The sequence below is a fragment of the Acinetobacter genomosp. 15BJ genome (genome assembly GCF_000400715.1).
Classification (GTDB): Bacteria; Pseudomonadota; Gammaproteobacteria; order Pseudomonadales; family Moraxellaceae; genus Acinetobacter.
Window position 1 is genome coordinate 14,239 of sequence record NZ_KE007344.1, and the last position, 21,725, is coordinate 35,963.

The 21,725-nt window shown below is 41.5% G+C and carries 20 protein-coding genes; 11 read left to right on the forward strand and 9 right to left on the reverse strand.

The window, feature by feature from the left end; genetic code table 11:
- Window positions 1-179: 179 nt before the first annotated feature.
- The 3 genes from F896_RS19485 (at window position 180) to F896_RS20955 (ending at window position 2,300) form a co-directional block, all read left to right on the forward strand.
- Window positions 180-737 (forward strand): VTT domain-containing protein, encoded by a 558-nt coding sequence (locus F896_RS19485; RefSeq protein WP_004803355.1) that lies wholly within the window; start codon window positions 180-182, stop codon window positions 735-737.
- Between the two features lie 245 nt (window positions 738-982).
- A complete protein-coding gene (locus F896_RS19480; protein ID WP_016162098.1) occupies window positions 983-2,140 on the forward strand; it encodes a PepSY-associated TM helix domain-containing protein in 1,158 nt (385 codons plus the stop codon).
- Window positions 2,124-2,300: a hypothetical protein gene (locus F896_RS20955; RefSeq protein ID WP_016162099.1), complete on the forward strand. Its 177-nt coding sequence runs from the start codon at window positions 2,124-2,126 to the stop codon at window positions 2,298-2,300. The genes F896_RS19480 and F896_RS20955 overlap by 17 nt, the downstream gene beginning before the upstream one ends.
- Before the next feature lie 35 nt (window positions 2,301-2,335).
- Here the strand turns inward: F896_RS20955 and gyrB are convergent, their stop codons facing one another.
- The 4 genes from gyrB to dnaA all read right to left on the reverse strand — a co-directional run bounded on the left by gyrB (window position 2,336) and on the right by dnaA (window position 8,593).
- Window positions 2,336-4,804, reverse strand: a complete 2,469-nt coding sequence (gene gyrB, locus F896_RS19475; RefSeq protein ID WP_016162100.1) for a DNA topoisomerase (ATP-hydrolyzing) subunit B — start codon at window positions 4,802-4,804, stop codon at window positions 2,336-2,338.
- Between the two features lie 46 nt (window positions 4,805-4,850).
- Entirely contained in the window at window positions 4,851-5,933 is a 1,083-nt protein-coding gene (recF, locus tag F896_RS19470; protein ID WP_016162101.1) for a DNA replication/repair protein RecF, read from the reverse strand.
- Window positions 5,934-5,956: 23 nt separating this feature from the next.
- The gene (dnaN, locus tag F896_RS19465; RefSeq protein WP_005201768.1) at window positions 5,957-7,105 is read right to left on the reverse strand and encodes a DNA polymerase III subunit beta; all 1,149 of its coding nucleotides are present in this window, start codon (window positions 7,103-7,105) and stop codon (window positions 5,957-5,959) included.
- A 90-nt stretch (window positions 7,106-7,195) separates the two neighbouring features.
- Window positions 7,196-8,593, reverse strand: a complete 1,398-nt coding sequence (gene dnaA / locus F896_RS19460; protein WP_004803339.1) for a chromosomal replication initiator protein DnaA — start codon at window positions 8,591-8,593, stop codon at window positions 7,196-7,198.
- A gap of 670 nt (window positions 8,594-9,263) precedes the next feature.
- Between dnaA and rpmH the strand changes: the two genes are divergently transcribed.
- The 5 genes from rpmH to mnmE all read left to right on the forward strand — a co-directional run bounded on the left by rpmH (window position 9,264) and on the right by mnmE (window position 13,387).
- Entirely contained in the window at window positions 9,264-9,398 is a 135-nt protein-coding gene (rpmH, locus tag F896_RS19455; RefSeq protein WP_000831329.1) for a 50S ribosomal protein L34, read from the forward strand.
- Between the two features lie 27 nt (window positions 9,399-9,425).
- Entirely contained in the window at window positions 9,426-9,821 is a 396-nt protein-coding gene (gene rnpA, locus F896_RS19450; protein ID WP_004656857.1) for a ribonuclease P protein component, read from the forward strand.
- A 9-nt stretch (window positions 9,822-9,830) separates the two neighbouring features.
- Window positions 9,831-10,154 (forward strand): membrane protein insertion efficiency factor YidD, encoded by a 324-nt coding sequence (yidD, locus tag F896_RS19445; RefSeq protein ID WP_004803336.1) that lies wholly within the window; start codon window positions 9,831-9,833, stop codon window positions 10,152-10,154.
- Window positions 10,155-10,156: 2 nt separating this feature from the next.
- The gene (gene yidC / locus F896_RS19440) at window positions 10,157-11,917 is read left to right on the forward strand and encodes a membrane protein insertase YidC (RefSeq protein ID WP_004803334.1); all 1,761 of its coding nucleotides are present in this window, start codon (window positions 10,157-10,159) and stop codon (window positions 11,915-11,917) included.
- Window positions 11,918-12,031: 114 nt separating this feature from the next.
- Window positions 12,032-13,387 carry a tRNA uridine-5-carboxymethylaminomethyl(34) synthesis GTPase MnmE gene (mnmE, locus tag F896_RS19435; protein WP_016162102.1) on the forward strand — a complete coding sequence of 452 codons (1,356 nt, stop codon included), beginning with the start codon at window positions 12,032-12,034 and terminating at the stop codon, window positions 13,385-13,387.
- A gap of 56 nt (window positions 13,388-13,443) precedes the next feature.
- Here mnmE and F896_RS19430 read toward each other — a convergent pair whose 3' ends face one another.
- Window positions 13,444-14,631 (reverse strand): PilT/PilU family type 4a pilus ATPase, encoded by a 1,188-nt coding sequence (locus F896_RS19430; protein ID WP_016162103.1) that lies wholly within the window; start codon window positions 14,629-14,631, stop codon window positions 13,444-13,446.
- 435 nt (window positions 14,632-15,066) lie between these two features.
- Here F896_RS19430 and F896_RS19425 point away from each other — a divergent pair, with 435 nt between their 5' ends.
- On the forward strand, window positions 15,067-15,765 hold the full coding sequence (locus F896_RS19425; protein ID WP_016162104.1) for a DsbC family protein: 699 nt from the start codon (window positions 15,067-15,069) through the stop codon (window positions 15,763-15,765).
- Window positions 15,766-15,819: 54 nt separating this feature from the next.
- Here the strand turns inward: F896_RS19425 and F896_RS19420 are convergent, their stop codons facing one another.
- The 3 genes from F896_RS19420 to guaD form a co-directional block, all read right to left on the reverse strand.
- Window positions 15,820-16,071, reverse strand: coding sequence for a GlsB/YeaQ/YmgE family stress response membrane protein (locus F896_RS19420; RefSeq protein ID WP_004656846.1), 252 nt, complete (start codon window positions 16,069-16,071; stop codon window positions 15,820-15,822).
- Between the two features lie 230 nt (window positions 16,072-16,301).
- A complete protein-coding gene (gene hpt / locus F896_RS19415; protein ID WP_016162105.1) occupies window positions 16,302-16,832 on the reverse strand; it encodes a hypoxanthine phosphoribosyltransferase in 531 nt (176 codons plus the stop codon).
- A gap of 212 nt (window positions 16,833-17,044) precedes the next feature.
- Window positions 17,045-18,373, reverse strand: coding sequence for a guanine deaminase (gene guaD, locus F896_RS19410; protein ID WP_016162107.1), 1,329 nt, complete (start codon window positions 18,371-18,373; stop codon window positions 17,045-17,047).
- Between the two features lie 139 nt (window positions 18,374-18,512).
- Here guaD and F896_RS19405 point away from each other — a divergent pair, with 139 nt between their 5' ends.
- Entirely contained in the window at window positions 18,513-19,139 is a 627-nt protein-coding gene (locus F896_RS19405; protein WP_016162108.1) for a nucleotidyltransferase family protein, read from the forward strand.
- A gap of 24 nt (window positions 19,140-19,163) precedes the next feature.
- On the opposite strand, the gene F896_RS19400 is transcribed toward F896_RS19405, so the two are convergent.
- Window positions 19,164-20,120, reverse strand: coding sequence for a TerC family protein (locus F896_RS19400; RefSeq protein WP_016162109.1), 957 nt, complete (start codon window positions 20,118-20,120; stop codon window positions 19,164-19,166).
- A gap of 395 nt (window positions 20,121-20,515) precedes the next feature.
- On the opposite strand from F896_RS19400, the gene F896_RS19395 reads away from it, so the two are divergent.
- Window positions 20,516-21,712: a low temperature requirement protein A gene (locus F896_RS19395; RefSeq protein WP_016162110.1), complete on the forward strand. Its 1,197-nt coding sequence runs from the start codon at window positions 20,516-20,518 to the stop codon at window positions 21,710-21,712.
- The last annotated feature ends 13 nt before the right edge of the window (window positions 21,713-21,725 follow it).

A 21,725-nucleotide genomic window follows, 5' to 3' on the forward strand; every position in this document is an offset into this window, starting at 1 on the left:
TTTAAGATAAGGTAAAATTGGAATTTTCTGAGAAAATTGAGCTTTAGTGTCAGGCTCGATATACTCAGCCCCCACTGTTGTAAATTTATAACTGACGAATGAATCCTGAGGGTTAAATTCATTTCATATTTTTTGTACTTTAATTTGGTGAGTACTCTATTTTGGATCATACAAACTGAATGAATTCTTTAGATTTTATTTTTAATTTTGAACATATTTTGCCTGTCTTGGTTCAAGAATATGGCCTATGGATTTATTTCATTCTTTTTCTGATTATTTTTTCAGAAACCGCTTTTGTTTTTATGTTCTTCTTACCTGGAGACAGTCTGCTACTCACTGTTGGTGCATTATGCTCTGTGGTTGAAATCATGCATCTTGGTTATATGATCAGCTTACTGTTCTTTGCAGCAGCACTGGGCTATATGGTGAATTACCATATTGGCCGTCATTTTGGCGATCGTATTTTCAATGTGAAATCACGCTTTATTAAGCAAGAATACCTGCAAAAAACCAATGTGTTTTTCTTAAAGCATGGGGGGAAAACCATCCTACTGGCTCGTTTTATTCCTTTTGCTCGTTCATTTGCGCCATTAGCAGCAGGTTCAAGCAACATGAACTATAGCCATTTCGTTATTTATAACATCTTGGGTGCATTACTGTGGATCAGCGTCTTGGTCACTGCTGGATACTTGTTTGGTCATGCTTTGATTCAAGTGAGTGACTTTGTAGAAAATTAATAAGCTCTTTTATTGACAGCAATCTGATTATTCATTCATTTCAAACTTAAATAGATCATTAATAGGTAGACGATTTCATCGACTACCTATTTTTTTAATCATTTTATTCAGTCTAAGGTTTCACGTGGAACGTAAAAAACAATAGTAAATAATAATGAAAATAATTATCAATAAAAATAAAATCACTTCATAAAAACACAAATCTTAAGGAAGCCAATGCACTCATCCTCATTGGAAAATCAGTTATGAAGCAAACAGCAACTGTCATTAAAAAAACCAACTCGCGCTGGTTTCGCATTAACTTATGGATTCATCGCTGGGTCAGCTTGGTGATTGTGGTGCCCTTTGCGATTTTATCCATCACAGGGGTGATACTGATCTTTCATGAAGAGATTGATCATGCCCTTGGTGTCGAGCCTACGGCTCTACATTCTTCTTTACAACAGCAACGACCACTAGCCGATTCAATCTCAACCGCACAGAAAACCTACCCTACTGAGCAAATTATCAGCACAGGCTATGACCCTGAGCATCATCCGGGTGTGTTATTGATTGGTATGGCCAAGCCAGAACAAAGCTTTGAACAAGCGCGTTGGTTGTTTGCCGATATTGGTTCTGCAACGCTGATTGATCGACCAAATGAACGAGACACCTTAACAGGCTTCTTACTAGAACTGCATGCTAACTGGTTTTTAGGTTTTATTGGACAATTGATTGGTGCACTGATTGCTTTTTTAGTGTTCTTATCTTTGGTTTCAGGGTTGGTGGTCTATGCTCCCTATGTAAAAAAATTCCTTTTGGGGATTATCCGTTTTCGAAAGGGTCAACGTCTTTTACAACTGGATCTACATAATTTAATTGGTTCTGCTGTACTTGGTTGGGCCTTGGTAGTGACCTTAACAGGTTTTTTACTGGGTTTTGGTACAGTTGCAATTGGGGTTTGGCAGATCACCGAACTGAAGGCACTACAAGATAAATATCGGCATACCAGTGTGATTCATCAAAATTTAAGCATTGATCAGGTCTATGCTTCAGCTCAAAAAGGTGAAACAGATTGGCACCCCACCACTGTGTTCTACCCAAAAACCGAATACGCCACCCAAGGTCACTATATGGTGTTACTGCAAGGCAATGAGGGCTTAAAAGAGAAGATGCTAAAAGTCGCCTTGGTCAATGCAGAAACAGGTCAAGTCGATACAGTTGAAGAATTACCCACCTATCTCAAAGCTATTTTACTGTCACAGCCATTACATTTCGGCAATTACGGTGGCATGCCATTAAAAATTTTATGGAGCCTCTGTACGCTATTGACCCTATTTATCACCTTAAATGGCGCATGGCTATGGTGGGCAAAACGCCAACAAAAAGGCTTAAAAGGAGTTAACAATGCAACTGTGGAATAAGTTGAGTACCTTATGGTTATTCGCATTCTGTAGTATTTCAGGAATTGTTGGAATGCTGCTGATGGATGGTATTGCAGATGTTATTTTTTTGATCATCACCCTACTCCCGCTATTGGTTGCAGGGTGGAGAGCTTATCTCCTACGTAACCGTAAAAGATAAGCCGTTATATTGAGTATTATTGATGCCTAATTCGATTAAGCATCAATATCTGCATTTAACGCATTTTCTTCAATGAATGCACGACGTGGTTCTACGTCATCACCCATCAAGCATGAGAACATACGATCAGCTTCAATCGCATCATCAATGGTCACTTGCAACATATTACGGTTTTCAGGATCCATCGTGGTTTCCCAAAGTTGCTCTGCGTTCATCTCACCCAAACCTTTATAGCGTTGGATCATCATACCGCGACGCGAGTCTTGTAAAATGTGCTGCCACACTTGATGGAAGCTAGTGACCTGAATACGGCGATCACCTTTTTGTAGATAGGCCCCTTCCTCAAGCAACTTAAACCAGCTCTTCGAATTCTTCAGTAAACGTGCATATTCAGCAGAATTTAACAGACCGGCATCTAATAGATACGAATGCGGTAAGTTATGCACATACACAGTAACGCGTGGCCAATAATGTGCTGATTTCTCGCCCTGCGCATTTTCACGCTCAAACACTTCTAAGCTAATTTCAGGACGTAAGCTTGGTTGTAATTTTTCAATTGCAACACGTAATTGCTCAGCCCAAGTTTCAACATAGTCACGCTCATGATTGTGATCCGCTTTAAACGCATCAATCTCAAGCAAACCATCCAATAAACTTGCTGGATAACGTTGAGTTAAACGTTGTAAGCTCTTTTGCGACACTTGATAATCGGCAATAACCTTAGCTAATGCTTCACCTGTAATCGCAGGTGCATCCGCACTGATATGCAATGAAAGCTCATCAATCGCATTGGAAATAAGGAAGGTTTCCAGTGCATCATTGTCTTTCATGTACTGCTCATGCTTACCTTTCTTCAACTTATACAATGGCGGCTGTGCAATATAGATATAGCCACGCTCAACCAATTCTGGCATTTGACGGAAGAAGAAGGTCAGTAACAAAGTACGAATATGTGAACCATCCACGTCCGCATCGGTCATGATGATGATTTTGTGATAACGTAATTTGTCTGGATTATATTCTTCCCGACCAATACCACAGCCCAAAGCAGTAATTAAAGTACCGACTTCTTGGCTTGAAATCATCTTGTCAAAACGCGCACGCTCTACGTTTAGAATTTTACCTTTCAACGGTAAAATTGCCTGCATTTTACGGTTACGACCTTGTTTGGCACTACCGCCCGCAGAGTCACCCTCGACCAGATAAAGTTCAGATAATGCCGGGTCTTTTTCCTGACAGTCTGCCAATTTACCTGGTAAACCAGCGATATCTAAAGCACTCTTACGACGTGTCATTTCACGTGCTTTACGTGCCGCATCACGCGCACGCGCAGCATCAATAATCTTGCCTGCAATCGATTTAGCGGCTTGTGGATTTTCCAACAAATAAGCTGAAAACTCTTTGTTCATTGCCTGCTCTACTGCAGGCTTCACTTCACTCGACACCAATTTTTCTTTGGTTTGTGATGAGAATTTTGGATCTGGCACTTTCACTGAGATAATGGCAGTTAAGCCTTCACGCGCATCATCACCTGTGACAGCAACTTTTTCTTTCTTAAGAATATTTTCACTTTCAAGATACTGGTTTAAACCACGGGTTAACGCAGCGCGGAAACCTGCAAGGTGTGTACCACCATCTTTTTGTGGAATATTGTTGGTAAAGCAGCGAACATTTTCTTGATAACTTTCATTCCATTGCAATGCAACTTCAACGGCAATACCACTATCCGTATCAGCGGTGAAATGGAAAATCTCATTTAAATGGGTTTTACCTTCGTTAATGTATTTAACGAACTCAGATAAACCACCTTCATAATCATAAACATGTTCGAAGTTTACACGCTCATCACGCAATACAATTCGCACGCCTGCGTTTAGAAAAGACAGTTCTCTTAAACGGCGAGCCAAAATATCGACATTAAAAATCGTTTGGCTAAAGGTGAGTTCACTCGGCCAGAAACGAACCGTTGTACCCGATGTATCGGTTTCACCTACAACTTTTAATGAATATTGCGGATCACCATGCGCATATTCTTGTTCATGGATTTGGCCAGCACGATGAATGGTCAAATGCAGTTTTTTAGATAAGGCATTGACTACCGATACACCTACACCGTGTAAACCACCCGACACTTTATAACTGTTATCATCGAATTTACCACCTGCGTGTAGGATGGTCAGAATCACTTCTGCCGCAGATACTCCTTCTTCAGGATGAATATCGGTTGGAATTCCACGACCATTATCCGAGACACTAACAGATTCATCTTCATGAATCGTCACGATAATCTCGTCACAGTGTCCTGCTAAAGCTTCATCGATGGCGTTATCCACCACCTCAAACACCATATGGTGTAGACCTGTCCCATCATCGGTGTCACCGATATACATGCCTGGACGTTTACGAACCGCATCTAATCCACGTAATACTTTAATACTAGAGGAATCATAAGCCTTTTCATTTGTTTGTTCTGTTTGAGAGACTGATTGAGACTCTGAACTCATGGTTACTCCCTAGTAATATTGATCTATTTAAAGATGAAAAATAAAATTATGGCGCAGCAAGACTGACTTGACCGTGAACAACGTGGAATAATTGAAAAGAAATCGACAAATCCTGTAAGTGTTTTAATACCGACGCATGGTCTAAGGTGGTCATAAAAACTTGACTTCCTAACTGACTCAATCGCTCAATTAAACGTTGTTGTGCAGTCTCATCTAACTCTGCTGTCAGATCATCTAATAATACCACAGTTTCCTTATTACTCGCATGTAGCATTGCAATTTGTGACAGTTTTAATGCCATGATTAACAACTTTTTTTGCCCGCGAGAGAGCACATCATCCGCATTGCCAAAAGGCGTTTTTAAACGTAAATCAGCGCGATGCGGACCGTACTCGGTATAACGCCGATCGAGGTCTTTTTGATGCTGCTGAACCAAGTCCTGCAATAGACCTTGCTCAGTATGAAAACCCGGATTGTATTCCAGTTCAATCTCAAGATGAGGTAGAAGTTGCTTTAAATCCTCATGGAAAAATTGGTTCCATTGCTCAACAATACTGACCCGTTGTGAATGCAACATTTCACCATAATCACTGAGCATTTTGTTCCACGGCTCCAAATCAGCCAAAGTCAGATTGCGCCGTGCCTTGAGCAAACTATTACGTTGTTTGAGTGCCCGAGAGTAATACTGCCATGCAAAATAAAACTCAGGTTCCACGTGGAACATCAACCAATCTAATAACTGTCGCCGAGGCTTTGCGCCATGGTCAATAATATCGGTACTTTGTGGATCGATATGCTGTAAAGGCAATAATTTTGCCAGTTGACCTTGAGTCGCAATAGTATCGCCATTGACCTTAATCACCTGTTCGCCCGAAGCCAACTTTTGCATACCAATACGCTCACTAGCAGATTGTGCAAACACAATCGCATCCCCAGCTTCATATTGAATGTAATGTTTTGGAATATGGGTTCGAAATGAACGACCTGTTGCCAGTAAATGAATGGACTCGAGAACTGAAGTTTTTCCAGAGCCATTTGCGCCGTAAAAAATATTAAACGGTTGCAACTCATGGAGTGCAACCGTCTTTAAATTACGTACACGTTCGATATTTAAACGCGTGATTTGCATGCTTTAAAACTCAAATCTCGCTATTAAACTCGCATTGGCATCACGACATAGGTTTGATCAGGATGAGCTGGATCTTGAACAAGCACAGATTGATTGGCTTCACTCATGCTCATTTTCACGTCATCACCATCCAGTACACCAAGCACTTCAAGAATATATTGTGCATTAAATGACATTTCTAAGGGTGCATCTTGATATTGAATTGCAATATCTTCTACTGCTTCATCCTGTTCTGGGTTATTGGCGCGTAACTGTAATGAATCTTGATTAAAATTCAAGAAAACACCACGAAGTTTTTCATTACTTAAAATAGCAACACGTTGTAAAGATTGTTTAAATACATCGTGTGCAATAAAAACATGCTTATCACCATTTTTTGGAATTACACGGCGATAATCTGGGAACTTCCCATCAATTAACTTAGTCGTGAAACGAACGGTAATATCACCCTGCTCTTTATCACGGCTTGGCGTATTGATGGTGACATTCAACAACTCACGGCCAATCAACAGAGTCAATTGTTCATCTTCAAGACTCAGTAAACGTTGTAATTCACCTACCGCCTTACGCGGAACAATAGCCTGCATCGGCGCTGCTGCTGTTGAAGAAGCTAAAACTTCACACAAGGCTAGACGATGTCCATCAGTGGTTACTGTACGCAATTGATTTTGATCAATTTCCAGCAAAGTACCGGTCAAATAAAAACGTACATCTTGTACAGCCATGGCAAAAGCTGTTTTTTCAAATAATCGCTTCAATTCACGCTGCGTTACCTGAACTTGTGTACCCTGACTATTTTCAGTGGTTAACAATGGGTAATCTTCAGCAGGAAGAGTACCTAAAACAAAACGACTATTCCCTGATTTTAAGATACAGCGTTGATCTTCTGTAATTTGCAAATCAATCAAGGCTGCGGTAGGAAGAGATTTACAAATTTCGACCAGTTTACGTGCAGGAACCGTAGTTTCACCCGCTTCCAAGCAAGCACCTTCTGCTAACGTAGTGCTTGCAACCAATTCAACTTCCAAGTCAGAACCTGTAATGGTTAAAGCCTGTTGTGTGGTTTGAATTTTAACGTTTGAAAGAATATTCAAGGTATGACGGCGTTCAACAGCCCCCACCACATGGGATAAAACATTGACTAAACTTTCTTTAGCGATTTTCAAACGCACGATTTTATTCCTCTTACAACAGAAGCCGATATGAATGTTAGCAGTGTACTATGCTGCACTTAAAAATAGTTTGCAACTCTGAAAAATAGATTAACTTTGTAACAAGCGCAGTAAATTTTTATAGTCTTCATTAAAAATAGGGTCTTCTTCACGCAAGCTGACCACTTTTTCACAGGCATGCATCACGGTACTGTGGTCACGACCACCAAAAGCCATGCCAATTTCCGGGAAACTATCCCCAGTTAATTCACGTGCCAAGCCCATGGCCAATTGACGTGGGCGTGCATAAATACGGGTACGTTTTGGGCCAATCAACTCTTTTAATGGAATTCGGAAGTATTCACTCACCACCCGTTGGATGTTTTCCACGCTAATGGTACGTGCACGAATCGCCAAAACATCTTTTAACGACTCACGTACGACATCTAGGTCAATGACGGTACCTTTGAAACGTGAAATCGCGACCACTTTATTCAGAGCACCTTCAAGCTCTCGTACATTTGCAACCACTTGTTGTGCAATAAACAAAGCACAGTTTCGCGGTAAATCAACACCACTATTTTCAGCTTTTTTCAGCAAGATCTCGATCCGAGTTTCGATATCTGGCGGTTCAACACCCACAGATAATCCCCATGAAAAGCGAGAAACTAAACGTGGATCAAGTTCAGTGAGTTCTTTTGGATAACGATCTGAGGTTAAAATAATTTGTTTAGACTCATCCAATAAGGCATTGAATGTATAGAAGAATTCAACAAGGCTTGCTTCTTTTCCTGCAAGCAAATGAATATCATCGACCAGCAATAAATCTAAAGAACGACAATTTTTCTTAAACTCTTCAACCTTACCTTTTTGCAATGAACTGACGAAGTCCTGAACAAAACTTTCCGAAGTCATATACATCACACGTGCATTTGGCTTGGCTTGTAACAACGCATTGCCCACAGCCTGCATTAAATGGGTTTTACCCAGACCGGTTGGGCCGTACAAAAATAAAGGGTTGTGTTGAGAAGCGCCTAACTGCGTTAAAACTTTACGGCAGGTTTCAGCAGCCATTTGGTTAGAACGGCCTTCAACAAATAAAGAGAAGGTAAATAGTGGATTGAGCTGTCTTTTCTTCGGTATTTTAGTGACATTTTGACTGGGTTGAACCAAATCAGATTCTTTTTTTACTTTTGTTGGAACAGCAACAGGAGCGCTACTCAACGCTGCTGTTGTGGTTGCAGGTTGCTCATTAGAAGACAAAATGGTTCCTGGACGTGAATCAACCAGAATTTCAACCTGACGAACTCGACCTTCCGACAATTGTTCCGCAAGAATAGAGATCAGTTCTAAATGGTTATCTTGAATATAACGCGTCCAATAGGGGTTCGGTGCGTATAAACGCATCACACCATCAACCTCTTCAGCAACCAAAGGACGAATCCACATCGCAAAGACGTTATCAGATAGCTCTTGTCGCAAGCGAGTTAAGCAGTCTGTCCAGAGCATGTGCATCCCCTATATATCCATTTTTTTAAATTCAAAAATAAAAAACCGCCACCCCTGATCTTTCAAAGGGGTCGCCATTCTAACCAAGTTATCCACATCTGTCAGGACAATTTATGGGACTTTTGCTGAAAAAGACAGCATTCGTTTATAAATTTAAATTAAAAACCACATGTGCATAACTTCTTGCACAAGCTGTGGATAGTTTTAAGCTCAAAGTTATCCACAAACTATAAAATTGATAAAAACATGCTTATCCACAGCATAACTTTATGTTTATTCATAAAAAAATATCGATTTCCACAGAATAAATCCACCCTAATAAGAATAAATTTAAATTTTAAAATTTGAATTTACTTATAGGGTTCACCCGAATTGTGGATAACTGAGCATATCGAAATTTAAATTCAAAATCCAAGAATTAAATTTAAATCAGAAGATAGATTGTTGATAAGCTTGTCTGTAAGCTGTGAATATAGACGAATACTGATATTATTTAAATAGATAGCTTGTGTATATTTTTTGTTTTCAATAAAAGCATATAACTTCGAGCAGTTTTATTGCTTCAAAACAGAACAAACAAAATGTAAAGTTTTTGATTTTTCATTGACAGCGTAAACATTGCGCAATAAAATCGCGGACCTTTATAGAAAGATCATTTTGGAGTTTCGAAATGAAACGTACTTTCCAACCATCTGAATTAAAGCGTAAACGCGTTCATGGTTTCCGCGCTCGTATGGCTACTAAAGCAGGTCGTCAAGTTTTGGCTCGTCGTCGTGCAAAAGGTCGTCATAGCTTAACTGTTTAATACTGTTAAGCTGACCAGACTTGGGTGATGACACTTTACAGTTTCGGCACTGAATCTCGTATTCGTTGTGCCGCTGATTATAAAAGTGTATTTGATGGTGCGCTTTTTAAAGTGCATCAGCCCCATTTCCTTTTTTTAGCAAAATTAACCGAACAGCCGAAAAGCCGTTTGGGTATTGTTGTTGCTAAAAAAAAGGTGCGTCGTGCACATGAACGAAATCGAATAAAACGTCTTGCTCGGGAGAGCTTTCGTTTACATCAAGCGCAATTTAATGCTGATATCGATATTGTGGTGATGCCTAAAGTAGGTATAGAAGCAATCGCAAATCAAGAATTACATCAACAATTAGATTTTGCTTGGCAAAAATTACAACGCTTAGCAAAGAAGCATTCCAAAGTCGTTGTGACATCCCTCCAAAATTAGAGATCTCCAATGGTACGTTTACTGCATTGGTTGATAAGATGTTACCAAATCGCAATTAGTCCATTATTGGGTCCTCGTTGTCGCTATATTCCCACTTGTTCGCAATATGCAATAGAAGCCTTGCAGACACATGGCGCGGTCAAAGGTGTATGGTTATCGACTAAGCGAATTTGCCGTTGTCATCCTTGGGGTGGGTCAGGCTATGATCCAGTGCCTCGTAAAGCACTTCGTTTTATTTCGTTTCATCAAATAGATTCTCAAATGCATCACGTTGCTGTACCCTTTCGTGATCGTTTATTCAAGCAAAATCTCTCTAACCATTTGGGATTATAGATATGCAACAATGGGCCAGATTTGCAATTCTTGGAGCCATGTTTGTTACCGCATATTTGCTTATTTTGGCTTGGCAAAAAGATTATGGTCATGCTGCACCAGCACCGCAACAACAAGCGGCTGCTGTGACTGCACATGAAGTATCTGCAGATTTGCCAAATGCTCAAAATGCAACAGCGGCTTCAGACTTGCCACAAGCAAATGTGACTGCATCACAAGCCACAGAACATAATACATCTGTGAGTCAGCAACTGATTTCAGTACAAACTGATCTTTATCACCTGTGGATCAATCCAAAAGGTGGTGATATCGTCCGTATTGAATTGTTAAGCCATGATGAAAGCAAAGACAGCGACAAACCGTTTGTCATGCTGGAAAGCGATGCGAAACGTACTTACGTCGCTCAATCTGGTTTAATTGGTTTAAATGGACCAGATAGCAGCCGTGGCGGCCGTCCAATGTATGATGTTGAAAAAACAGCATATACCTTGGCAGATGCGAAAAGCGTTGCGTCGAAAGATGGTAAAACACAGCAAGTGTTGACTGTGCCGTTGGTATTTAAAACACCTGAAGGTGTGGAAGTGATCAAATCGTTCACCTTCACGCAAGGCGATTACCCAATTACCGTTAAACATCAAGTCATTAACCGCAGTCAGCAAAGCTGGCAAGGTCAAATGTTTGGTCAGTTAAAGCGTGATAATTCGGATGACCCAGGTAAGTCTTCACAAGGTATTTTCACCTTGGGTACTTATCTTGGTGGCGCTTGGGGTACACCAGATGCGCATTATAACAAGTTAAAATTTACCAACTTTAATGACGAAAAATTAAATGTTGAAGCCAAAGGCGGCTGGGTTGCCATGGTTCAGCATTATTTTGTGAGCGCATGGATTCCTGGGAATTTAAAACTCACTCAGGCCGATGGTCAGCCATATAATGCAAAATTAGAGTCACGTCAGTCTACGGACGGCATGAATATCATGGGCTTCACTTCTCCAGTGATCAATGTACCTGCTGGTACCTCAATGGAAGTGGATGCTAAACTGTATTCAGGCCCAAAAATCCAATCTGAACTCAAAGACTTAGCTGCTGGTTTAAACCAAACTGTAGATTATGGTTGGTTATGGCCAATTGCGAAATTATTGTTCTTGGGCTTGCAATTCTTCCATAACATTATTGGTAACTGGGGCTGGTCAATTATCTTATTGACGATCTTGGTGAAATTAATTTTATGGCCACTTTCTTCAAAAAGTTATCGTTCGATGGCGAAAATGCGTGTGATTGCACCAGAAATGCAACGCATGAAAGAAGAATTTGGTGAAGACCGCATGCGTTTCTCGCAAGAAATGATGGCGTTATACAAGCGTGAACAAGTCAACCCATTGTCTGGTTGCTTGCCATTGCTGTTACAAATGCCGATTTTCTTAGCCTTGTATTGGGTATTGATGGAATCAGTTGAACTCCGTCATGCACCGTGGTTAGGCTGGATTCAAGATTTATCTGCGATGGATCCATGGTTTATCTTGCCGTTGATCATGGGTGTCACCATGTTCGTTCAGCAAATGTTGAACCCACAACCGACTGATCCAATGCAGGCTAAAGTGTTCCGTATCATGCCAATCATGTTTACGGTATTCATGTTGTTCTTCCCTGCAGGCTTAGTGCTTTACTGGATCGTCAACAACAGTATTACCATTTTACAACAATGGTTTATTAACAAAGGTGTCGAAAAAGACCGTCTCAACAAGGTTGAGCCGAGCGCTTAAGTTCGAACTTTTACTGAATAAATCCGCTTAAGATGGTAATCTTAGGCGGATTTTTCTTTGTCTGTATTTAGCGGTTGAACCCAACAACCCTTGCGTTTTTTAGGTGAATTTAACATGCAACATCAAACCACAATTGCTGCGATTGCTACTCCATTAGGTCGTGGTGGTGTGGGGGTGATTCGACTCTCTGGACCGAAAGCTTATGCCATTGCAGAGCAACTGACCCAGAAAAAGCTCCCTGCAGCACGTATTGCAGGTTTCCGTCAGTTTTGTGATGCCGATGGCTCGGTAATGGACGAAGGCATTGTATTGTGTTTTCCAAACCCGCACTCCTTTACAGGAGAAGATGTGGTGGAACTACAAGGCCATGGTGGTCCTATCATTCAGAATGCGCTATTAGCACGTTTACTGGATTTGGGTGCAACTGCTGCAAAGGCGGGGGAGTTTTCCATGCGTGCCTTTGAAAATGGCAAGATGGACCTAGTACAAGCCGAAGCAATCGCCGATTTGATTGATGCGACTTCACAGGCGGCAGCACGTTCAGCAGTACGCTCTTTACAAGGTGCATTTTCAACCAAAATTAATACGGTTTTAGAAAAGCTGATTCACTTACGTTTGCATGTTGAAGCCGCGATTGATTTCCCAGAAGAAGAAATTGATTTCCTGGCTGATGGTAAGATTTTGGCCTTGTTGGACGATGTACAAGACTCCGTTAAAGCGGTGCAGCAGTCTGCGCGTCAGGGACAATTGCTACGTGAAGGTTTACAGGTGGTGATTGCAGGTAAACCGAATGCAGGTAAATCGAGCCTGTTAAACGCCCTCGCAGGCCATGAACGTGCCATTGTGACTGATATTGCAGGGACCACCCGTGACGTGTTGCATGAAAAGATCAGTTTAAATGGCTTGCCGATTACCTTAACTGACACTGCTGGTTTACGTGAAACGGGCGATATCGTCGAGCAGGAAGGGATTCGTCGTGCCATCAAGGAAATTGAACAGGCTGATTTATTACTGTTGGTCTATGATTTGAACCAAGGCGATGAACCGTTGCAACTGGCACGTGAGTATTTTGCTGATCATCTGGAACCAAAACGTTTGTTATTGATTGGCAATAAATGCGATTTAACGGGTCAAGATGCTACATTAAGTGATTATCAAGGCTTCCGTCATATCCGTGTCTCAGCCAAACAGGATATGGGCGTTCAGGCACTCATAGAGGCGATTACAGCGCATGCGGGCTTCCAACCTGAGGAAGACACCTTTATCGCCCGAACGCGTCATTTAGACGCAATGAAGCGTACTCAGCGCTATTTATCTGAGGCGCGTGAGCAGTTGGTGGTATTTAACGCAGGTGAGTTGGTGGCTGAGTCATTGCGTTTGGCGCAGAATGCCTTGGGTGAAATCACCGGTGATTTCAGTGCCGATGACTTACTTGGCAAGATTTTTGGTTCGTTCTGTATTGGTAAATAATCAATTAAATCAAATGTTAATGGCTTGGATTGTGTTGCAATCCAAGCCATTTTTTATCATTTATCTTCAGTTTGTTGCTCTTCTTCTTGCTTTTCTTCCTGTACCACATTTAACGCGGTCATCATCGCAACGGGTGCGCCTTCTTGGCGAGTACTCTTCAACTTGATCTGCAAGCGCAATTCATTGACTGAATCTGCATTGCGTAGAGCCTCATCATAGCTAATCGCACCTTCGTTATACAGCTCAAACAAGGCTTGGTCGAAGGTTTGCATGCCCAACTCACGCGATTTGCTCATAATCTCTTTCAGTGCGTGGAACTGCCCTTTGAGAATATTGTCCGCAATCAATGGCGTATTCAGCAAAATTTCAATTGCAGCACGACGACCTTTGCCATCTTGGGTACGTACCAGACGTTGTGAAATAATCCCTTTCATATTGGATGAAAGATCCATCAGCAACTGATTGCGACGCTCTTCTGGGAAAAAGTTAATAATTCGATCCAGTGCTTGGTTGGCATTGTTGGCATGTAATGTGCCTAGACACAAATGGCCAGTTTCCGCAAAGGCAATTGCATGTTCCATGGTTTCGGTGTCACGGATTTCACCAATCAAAATCACATCAGGCGCCTGACGTAGCGTGTTTTTCAAGGCATGTTGCCATGAATGGCAATCAACCCCCACTTCACGGTGGGTAATCATTGATTTTTTATGTTTATGTACATATTCCACCGGGTCTTCAACGGTTATGATATGCCCCGCTGAGTTTTCATTACGATGGTCAATCATGGCCGCCAAAGAGGTCGATTTTCCTGAACCTGTTCCCCCAACAACCAGCACTAAACCCCGCTTTTCCATAATCACATTTTTCAGCGATTCAGGTAATTTTAATTTCTGAAAGGTTGGAATTTCTGAGGTAATGGTACGAATCACCATACCGATTTGCAGCTGTTGTTTAAACACATTGACACGGAAACGGGACACATTGGGCACATTGATTGCGAAATTACATTCCCATTCTGTTTCAAATTCTTGGCGCTGTTTTTCATTCATCAAACTATAGGCAAATAGCTTGGTTTTATCTGCGGTGAGTGCCTGTTGCCCCAATGGACGCATCAACCCCTGCAATTTAATGCTCGGTGGAAAATCAGCGGTAATAAATAAATCGGATCCCCCATATTCCACTACTTTGCTGAGCATATGAAACATAAAGGTTTTGGCTTCTTCTAATAGTTCCGCGTTATACATTGAGCTACCTAAATTTTTACAATGAAGCGAAGTTCATTGCTGTAATACGATGATAATCATCCCAATAGGGAAACATTTTTTTGTTTCTTGAAAATGAAGGATGATAGATCAATGCGATTCAATTTGGACCATTTTTATTCCATCATCTTCACGGTGTTGCTGAATGATGCGAATTATTCCAAAAAGCGAGGTGTTGATCTATGTGCTTTTTAAAAATATTAAATAATTATCAATATGATGGACCTAAATTGTCAGTTTTTTACTGAATCGATCGCTTGCAGCAGGGATTTTGGTGGATGTGAACGAAATAACGGAACGTTCCACGTGAAACATCGCGAGAATGGGTAGAGTTTTGGTTGTTGCTCGGTAAGCTGCGCTGTGGAAGAAATCCAAACTGATTACAATAGCTGCTGATTTTTGAATTGAGTGTCAGACATGTTAAAAAAAATTGGGATGTTCTCATTATTGAGCTGTGTGTCAGCGCTGAGTTTTGCCAACGTAGACAGCTTAAAAAACAATTTAAATAAGCAATATCCTAATATTCAAGTCAGCAACATCCAACCTACAGAAATGACCGGTTTATATAGTGCCAGTCTGGATAATCAGATTATTTATTTGGATGAAAGTGCGCAACACATGTTTGTGGGTTCAATGGTCCGCCTAAAAGATCAAAAGAACCTCACCAAGGATTTAGTGATCCAACAAAATTCGATTGACTGGAAACAACTGCCTTTTAAGGACGCCATTAAAACGGTTAAAGGCAATGGTAAGCGTGAGTTAGCGGTGTTTTCTGACCCAAATTGTCCATATTGCAAAAAATTAGAAGCTGAACTGGACAAGCTGACTGATGTGACGATTTATACCTTTATCTATGCCTTAAAACCCCAATCGATTGCGGTGTCAAAATCGGTTTGGTGTGATGCCAATCCAGCTTATGCATGGAAAAACTTGCTACAAAAGAATGTGCAACCGAAAGAAAAAAGTTGTGCCAATCCGATTGAGCGTAACCTCGAACTCGGCCGTAAACTTGCGGTGGATGCCACGCCAACCTTGATTTTCTCAAATGGTTTGAAAATGGTGGGTGGACGCAGTGCGGAAGAAGTTCAGATGATTTGGAAAGAGCTCGGACTCTAATGAAAAAGCTCCCCAATCCCCGTTTAAAATGAATGGGGAGCCTTCTGAATGGATTTAACTTTTTTTGGTGATGAGTTTATAAAGGAATAAAATAATCACCGCACCCAAGACAGACGCAATAAAGCCAGCTGCCGAATTTTCAGCATATAAGCCAAGTAAACGTCCACCGTAGGTGGCGAGTAATGAACCTGCGATACCCAATAAAGTAGTGACAATAAAGCCAGCTTTGTCATCTCCTGGATGTATTGCACGTGCAATTAAACCAGCAAAAAAACCAACAACAATGGCTACAATCAGAGACCACATTATCTTTTCTCCTTGTTTTAAAAGCGGTATTTCTTATTATCCTGCTTGATCCAAGCGTACTTTGTCTGTAGTGGATTGCCTATTTATGTCGTATTTTTGTGCATTCTTTAGTAGGCTTTGTTTAATCACGAAGCATAAAAAAGGCGCCCTAAGGCACCTCTGAGTCAGCATCATGATCAATCCATGACAGTTGTCATCGGTATTGATGCAATGCTAGTAAGGTTTAACCCTTACAGACCGATTTCACCAATAAATGGTAGGTGACGGTACTTTTGATCGAAATCCAAACCATAACCGACAATAAAGCGATCTTCGACTTCAAAACCGAGAAATTTAACTTCTAACGGAATTTCACGGCGTGATGGTTTACTCACTAGAGTACACAGTTCAATCGAGTTCGGGTTACGTGTTTGCAGCATTTCAACCACTTTACTTAAAGTGTTGCCCGAATCGATAATGTCTTCCACCACCAGCACATCTTTACCATGAATTTCACCATCCAGATCTTTCAGGATCTTGACGTCTCTTGATGAAACAGTGGTGCCATTGACGTAGCTAGAAACAGTCATAAAATCGAGTTCGTGTGGCTTTTCAATGGCACGGCATAGGTCGGCCATAAAAATAACTGAACCACGTAACAGGCCAATCAATACCAGTTCTTTATCACTTTGAGCATAGTGTGCATTGATCTTTTCGCCCAGTTCTTTGACTTTGGCTTGAATCTCTTCACTTGAAATCATAATGCGCATTGCAATGGTCATCGGTAGATTCCTAAAACTTAAAAACGGGAAAATAAAAAAGGTGTTGACCTGCAACACCTCGAAATCTTGAGCTAATCCGCCAATTTTAAAACAAAATCACCTTTCATGCACCTTTTGATGATGAAGAATATGTTTCATTTTGAGCAGATGCACGGTCACGTTTTAACAGAACAGCGCATCCGATGGCCAATATGATCCACCCAAGTTTTTGTTTATTTAAATGTTTCGCTTTGGCTGTAGGCTTTTTGTCCATAGATATAGGTTGCCTCAATATTTCGGTCATCGCCCATGGTGAATAAGGCGAATAGGCTGTCATCAACCGATTTTGAACGCGACTGACGCAGTTGCTGCAATGCGGTCGGTTTCAGGTTCAGCACCACAAAATCAGCTTCTTTTCCGAGATTGAAGTTACCGAGCTTGTCATCCAGATGCAAGGCTTTTGCTCCGCCTAAGGTTGCATGGTATAGCGACTCAAACGCAGACAGTTTATCACCTTGTAGCTGTTGAACTTTGTAGGCTTCATTGACGGTTTGCAATAAGCTAAACGAGGTCCCTGCCCCAACGTCGGTGCCAAGACCAACTTTAACCTGTTGTTGCCAAGTTTTGTTCAATGGGAATAAACCGCTACCTAAGAATAGGTTTGAGGTTGGACAGAAGGCAATTGCAGAATCAGTCTCATGCATACATTTCCATTCAGCATCTTCTAAATGCACACAGTGTGCGAATACCGAACGTTGGCCAGTTAAACCATAGTGATGATAGACATCCAGATAGCCCTTTTGCTCAGGGAACAACTCTTTTACCCAAGCAATCTCATCTTTATTTTCACTCAAATGGGTATGTACATACACATCTGGGAATTGTGCTTTGAGTTGGCCTGCTTTTTCGAGTTGTTCTGGGGTGGAGGTCGGCGCAAAACGTGGGGTAATTGCATACAGTGCACGACCTTGGCCATGCCACTTCTCGATTAATGCCTTAGAATCCTCATAGCCGCTGTCTGCGGTGTCGCACAAGGCTTCGGGTGCATGACGATCCATCATCACCTTACCCGCGATTAAGCGCATTTGGTGCTGCTCTGCGGCCTCAAATAAGGCATCCACCGATTCAGGATGTACCGTACAGAACACCAATGCTGTGGTGGTGCCATTTTTGAGCAGTTCATTGACAAAGAATTGCGCAATTTCTTTCGCATAGGCTTGGTCTTTGAACTGGATTTCAGTTGGGAAGGTATAGGTATTTAACCAGCTTAAAAGTTGCTCGCCGTAGGCCCCGACCATTTCAGTTTGTGGAAAGTGAATATGGGTATCGATCATGCCCGGAATGATCAACTGTTCTGGATAATGCTGAATTTCAACGTTTGCAGGGAGATGGGCTTGAGCGTCGTTCCACGTGCCAAACCAGCGAATTTTGCCTTGTTCAGTGATCATGACACCATCTTCGAGATAGCGCACTTGATCGGCAATTTCAGCAGCTTGGGAAACGGTTTTTTGAATATCTAAGAAACGACCACGAATCACCGTGATTGGAGTAGCCAAAGTCATAACAACCTACAATTTTACTTTTTTCGGTTGATTGTACCTGATTTTGCCAAAGTTACTGGATTATTCGTCTAATTCGTAGGCTTAAAAGGTATATAAATGTGACTCATAATTTAAATCAACTCAGTTTAGGAAAATCGAAATGTATGCCTTATCTGGGGGAAACACAGAGACAGAGCAAAGCAATCGAAGCAGACTATTTGATCTGATTATGCACTGCCCTGCTTTGTATGGGATGTTGCAGCAATTGGCTCAATTACATCCTACGGCTTATTTAAGTGCAGGTGCGCTTCGTAATACCGTGTGGGCGCATTTACATGGTCAAAGCTTTGACTTGAACAATTGCGATATAGATGTGATTTATCATGATGCAATGCAAACAGATGACCGTTTGCAAAAACAGTTGCAGCACGATTTAGAGCGAATCTTTCCTGAACAGCAATGGGATGTAGTGAATCAGGCCTTGGTACATACTTGGTATGGTCAGGGCAAGGCAGAAAATATTCAACCTCTAGCATCGCTTGAACATGCTTTGTCATTATGGCCAGACACAGCAACCGCGATTGCGGTCAGATTAAAATGCGCTGGAGAACTGGAGCTAATCGCACCTTTTGGCCTACATGATTTATTTGCACTGAGATTGTGTTGGAATCCTGCATTGGTCAGCTATGACACATTTAAACAAAGGGTTGAATCCAAACAGTGGTTACAGCAATGGCCTAAATTGCAATTAGTGAATGATGCTCAAATAAAAAAGGGCCTTCATTGAAGACCCCTTTGAGATGCTTTGCGCTTATTGCGCTTGGCGTTTGTTATGACGTAACGAGAGATAAGCGGTGATGCCCAAGACTAGGACGATAAAGCCTAATGAAATCCAGATTGGCATGTGGAATACATCGAGCAATAACATTTTTGCACCAATGAACAATAAGATGATGCCCAAGCCATACGGTAAGTAATGCATTTTGGTTGCAGCGCCTGCCAACAAGAAGAACATCGCACGTAAGCCCAAAATCGCCATTAAGTTTGCGGTTAAGACAATGAACGGGTCACTGGTCACAGCGAAAATCGCAGGAATAGAATCCACCGCAAAAATCACATCAGATGCTTCAACCAAGATCAAGACTAAGAATAATGGCGTTGCCCACAACACACCGTTCTGACGAACAAAGAAGCTATTACCATGCAGTTGTGGGGTAATACGCATGTGTTTGCGTAACCATTTCAATAGCTTGATATCTTCAATATTGGTGTCTTCTTCATCTTGTCCTTTCAGGAACTTAAAGCCTGTATAGACCAAGAACGCACCGAAGATATACAGCACCCAAGAGAACTCTTGGACGAACCAAGCACCAATAAAGATAAAGATGGTTCTTAAAATGATTGCACCGAGTACGCCGTAAAGCAGGATTTTACGCTGGAATGCAGGTGGAATCGCAAACGCTGCGAAAATCATTAGCCAGACAAAGACGTTATCAATTGCCAGCGATTTTTCCAGTAGATAACCTGCAAAGTATTCCATGGTTTTTTGGTTTGCAATGGTTGCACCTACCGTTTGCTGTAGGTAGAACCATAAACCACCACCAAAGATCGTTGCGACTGTCACCCACGCAATGCTCCAGTAAGCTGCTTGTCGAATAGGTACATCTTGGTCTTGTTTTTGTTTAAAGCCTAAAAAGTCGATCAGCAGCATGACTGTGACAAGGCCGAAGAACACGACATATAGCCATAAATTACCGATAGTTTCCATCACAACTCCCTATCTGGCAAATGGACATAAAAAAACCTTGACCAGTTGCCAGATGAATTAATACATCTGTTTCAACATGATCAAGGTCTTGCCTACATCACGATTGCATGTGATGCTCAGAGTCCGACTTTTTGCAAAGTGTAATGACGAAACTCTGACACCTAAATTGTTCAGTTTCACAACCTAGGCTTGGAGGAGGCTACTCCCCTTGTCAAATTCTGTTATGGATGATGACATCCAAAGATAGGCATAGAATTACATAAATAATCGATTTAAGCAAATTTTGAATGCATAAATTTTAAACATTATTTTTATTCTGGTGAGATAGGAAAATTCCTCAACTTGGATTAATTTAAGCTCGAACAGCTTTGTAAAATGATGAGAATAAAAAACAGATGAGTCCTGCAAAAATTCAAGATAGACCACGAAAGCGACTTGCACCGCGTGATCCAACAGAAGCCCACCGTGCAGCCACACCCTTAGAACTGTTATTTGACCTGATTTTTGTGGTCGCGATTGCAACTGCAGGACAGCAACTCCACCATGCGATAATCGAAGGTCATTTATGGCATGCTTTACCGACCTATTTCATGGTGTTTTTCGCCTTGTGGTGGGCATGGATGAATTTCACTTGGTTTGCCTCAGCCTATGACAATGATGACACACTGTATCGCTGTTTGACCTTTGTCCAAATTGTTGGCTCATTGGTGATGGCAGCTGGCATTCCCGCGGTTTTCCAAGAACATAATTTCGATGTCATTATCATTGGTTATGTGATTATGCGTTTGGCTTTAGTGACCCAATGGATACGTGTCGCAAAACACGATCCTGAACGCAAGGTAACTGCTTATCGCTATGCAATCGGGATTGTCTTGGTTCAGTTGGGATGGCTGATTGGCAATTTTAGTGCCATTCATATGACCCCTCTACTTTTCCTCATTTTGGTTGTTGCTGAGTTAGTCGTGCCCTTGTATGCCGAAAAGCATGCGATCACGCCATGGCACCCGCATCATATTATTGAGCGCTACGGGTTGCTTACTATCATTGTATTGGGTGAATCCATCATTGGCAGTTTTGCAGCCACTCAGGAAGCTTTTTCCAATCATGACGTAAATTTTAAAGAAATTTTTTTAGTGATTGGCGGACTGTTAATGATGTTTGCAATGTGGTGGGTTTATTTTGACCGCAGTCATCACCACCATCAACGCCGTGGGGTACAGCCTTTTTTATGGGGCTACGGTCATTTTTTTATCTTTATCAGTATTGCGATATTAGGCGCAGCTTTAGCTGCCGCCGTCGATGTTTCAACTCAACATGCCCACATTTCCAGTCAAATGATGGGCTGGCTGATCGCTGCCTGTCTGGCGATTTATAGTACCTATATTTGGTTGTTTTACGAGGCCTTTGATTTATCGGGATGGCGACGTTGGCTCTATCCAATGACTATTTTGATCCTTTTCACGATTCCTTTATTTTTTGCCGATATTGGTTATATCGTTTTTGCGATGGCGGTGATTTATATTCTGCGTCTTCTCATTTCTAAAATGTATTTGATGAATTGTAATGATGAGCAGGTGGCTGCAAGCAAATAATGCAAGTCTTGCA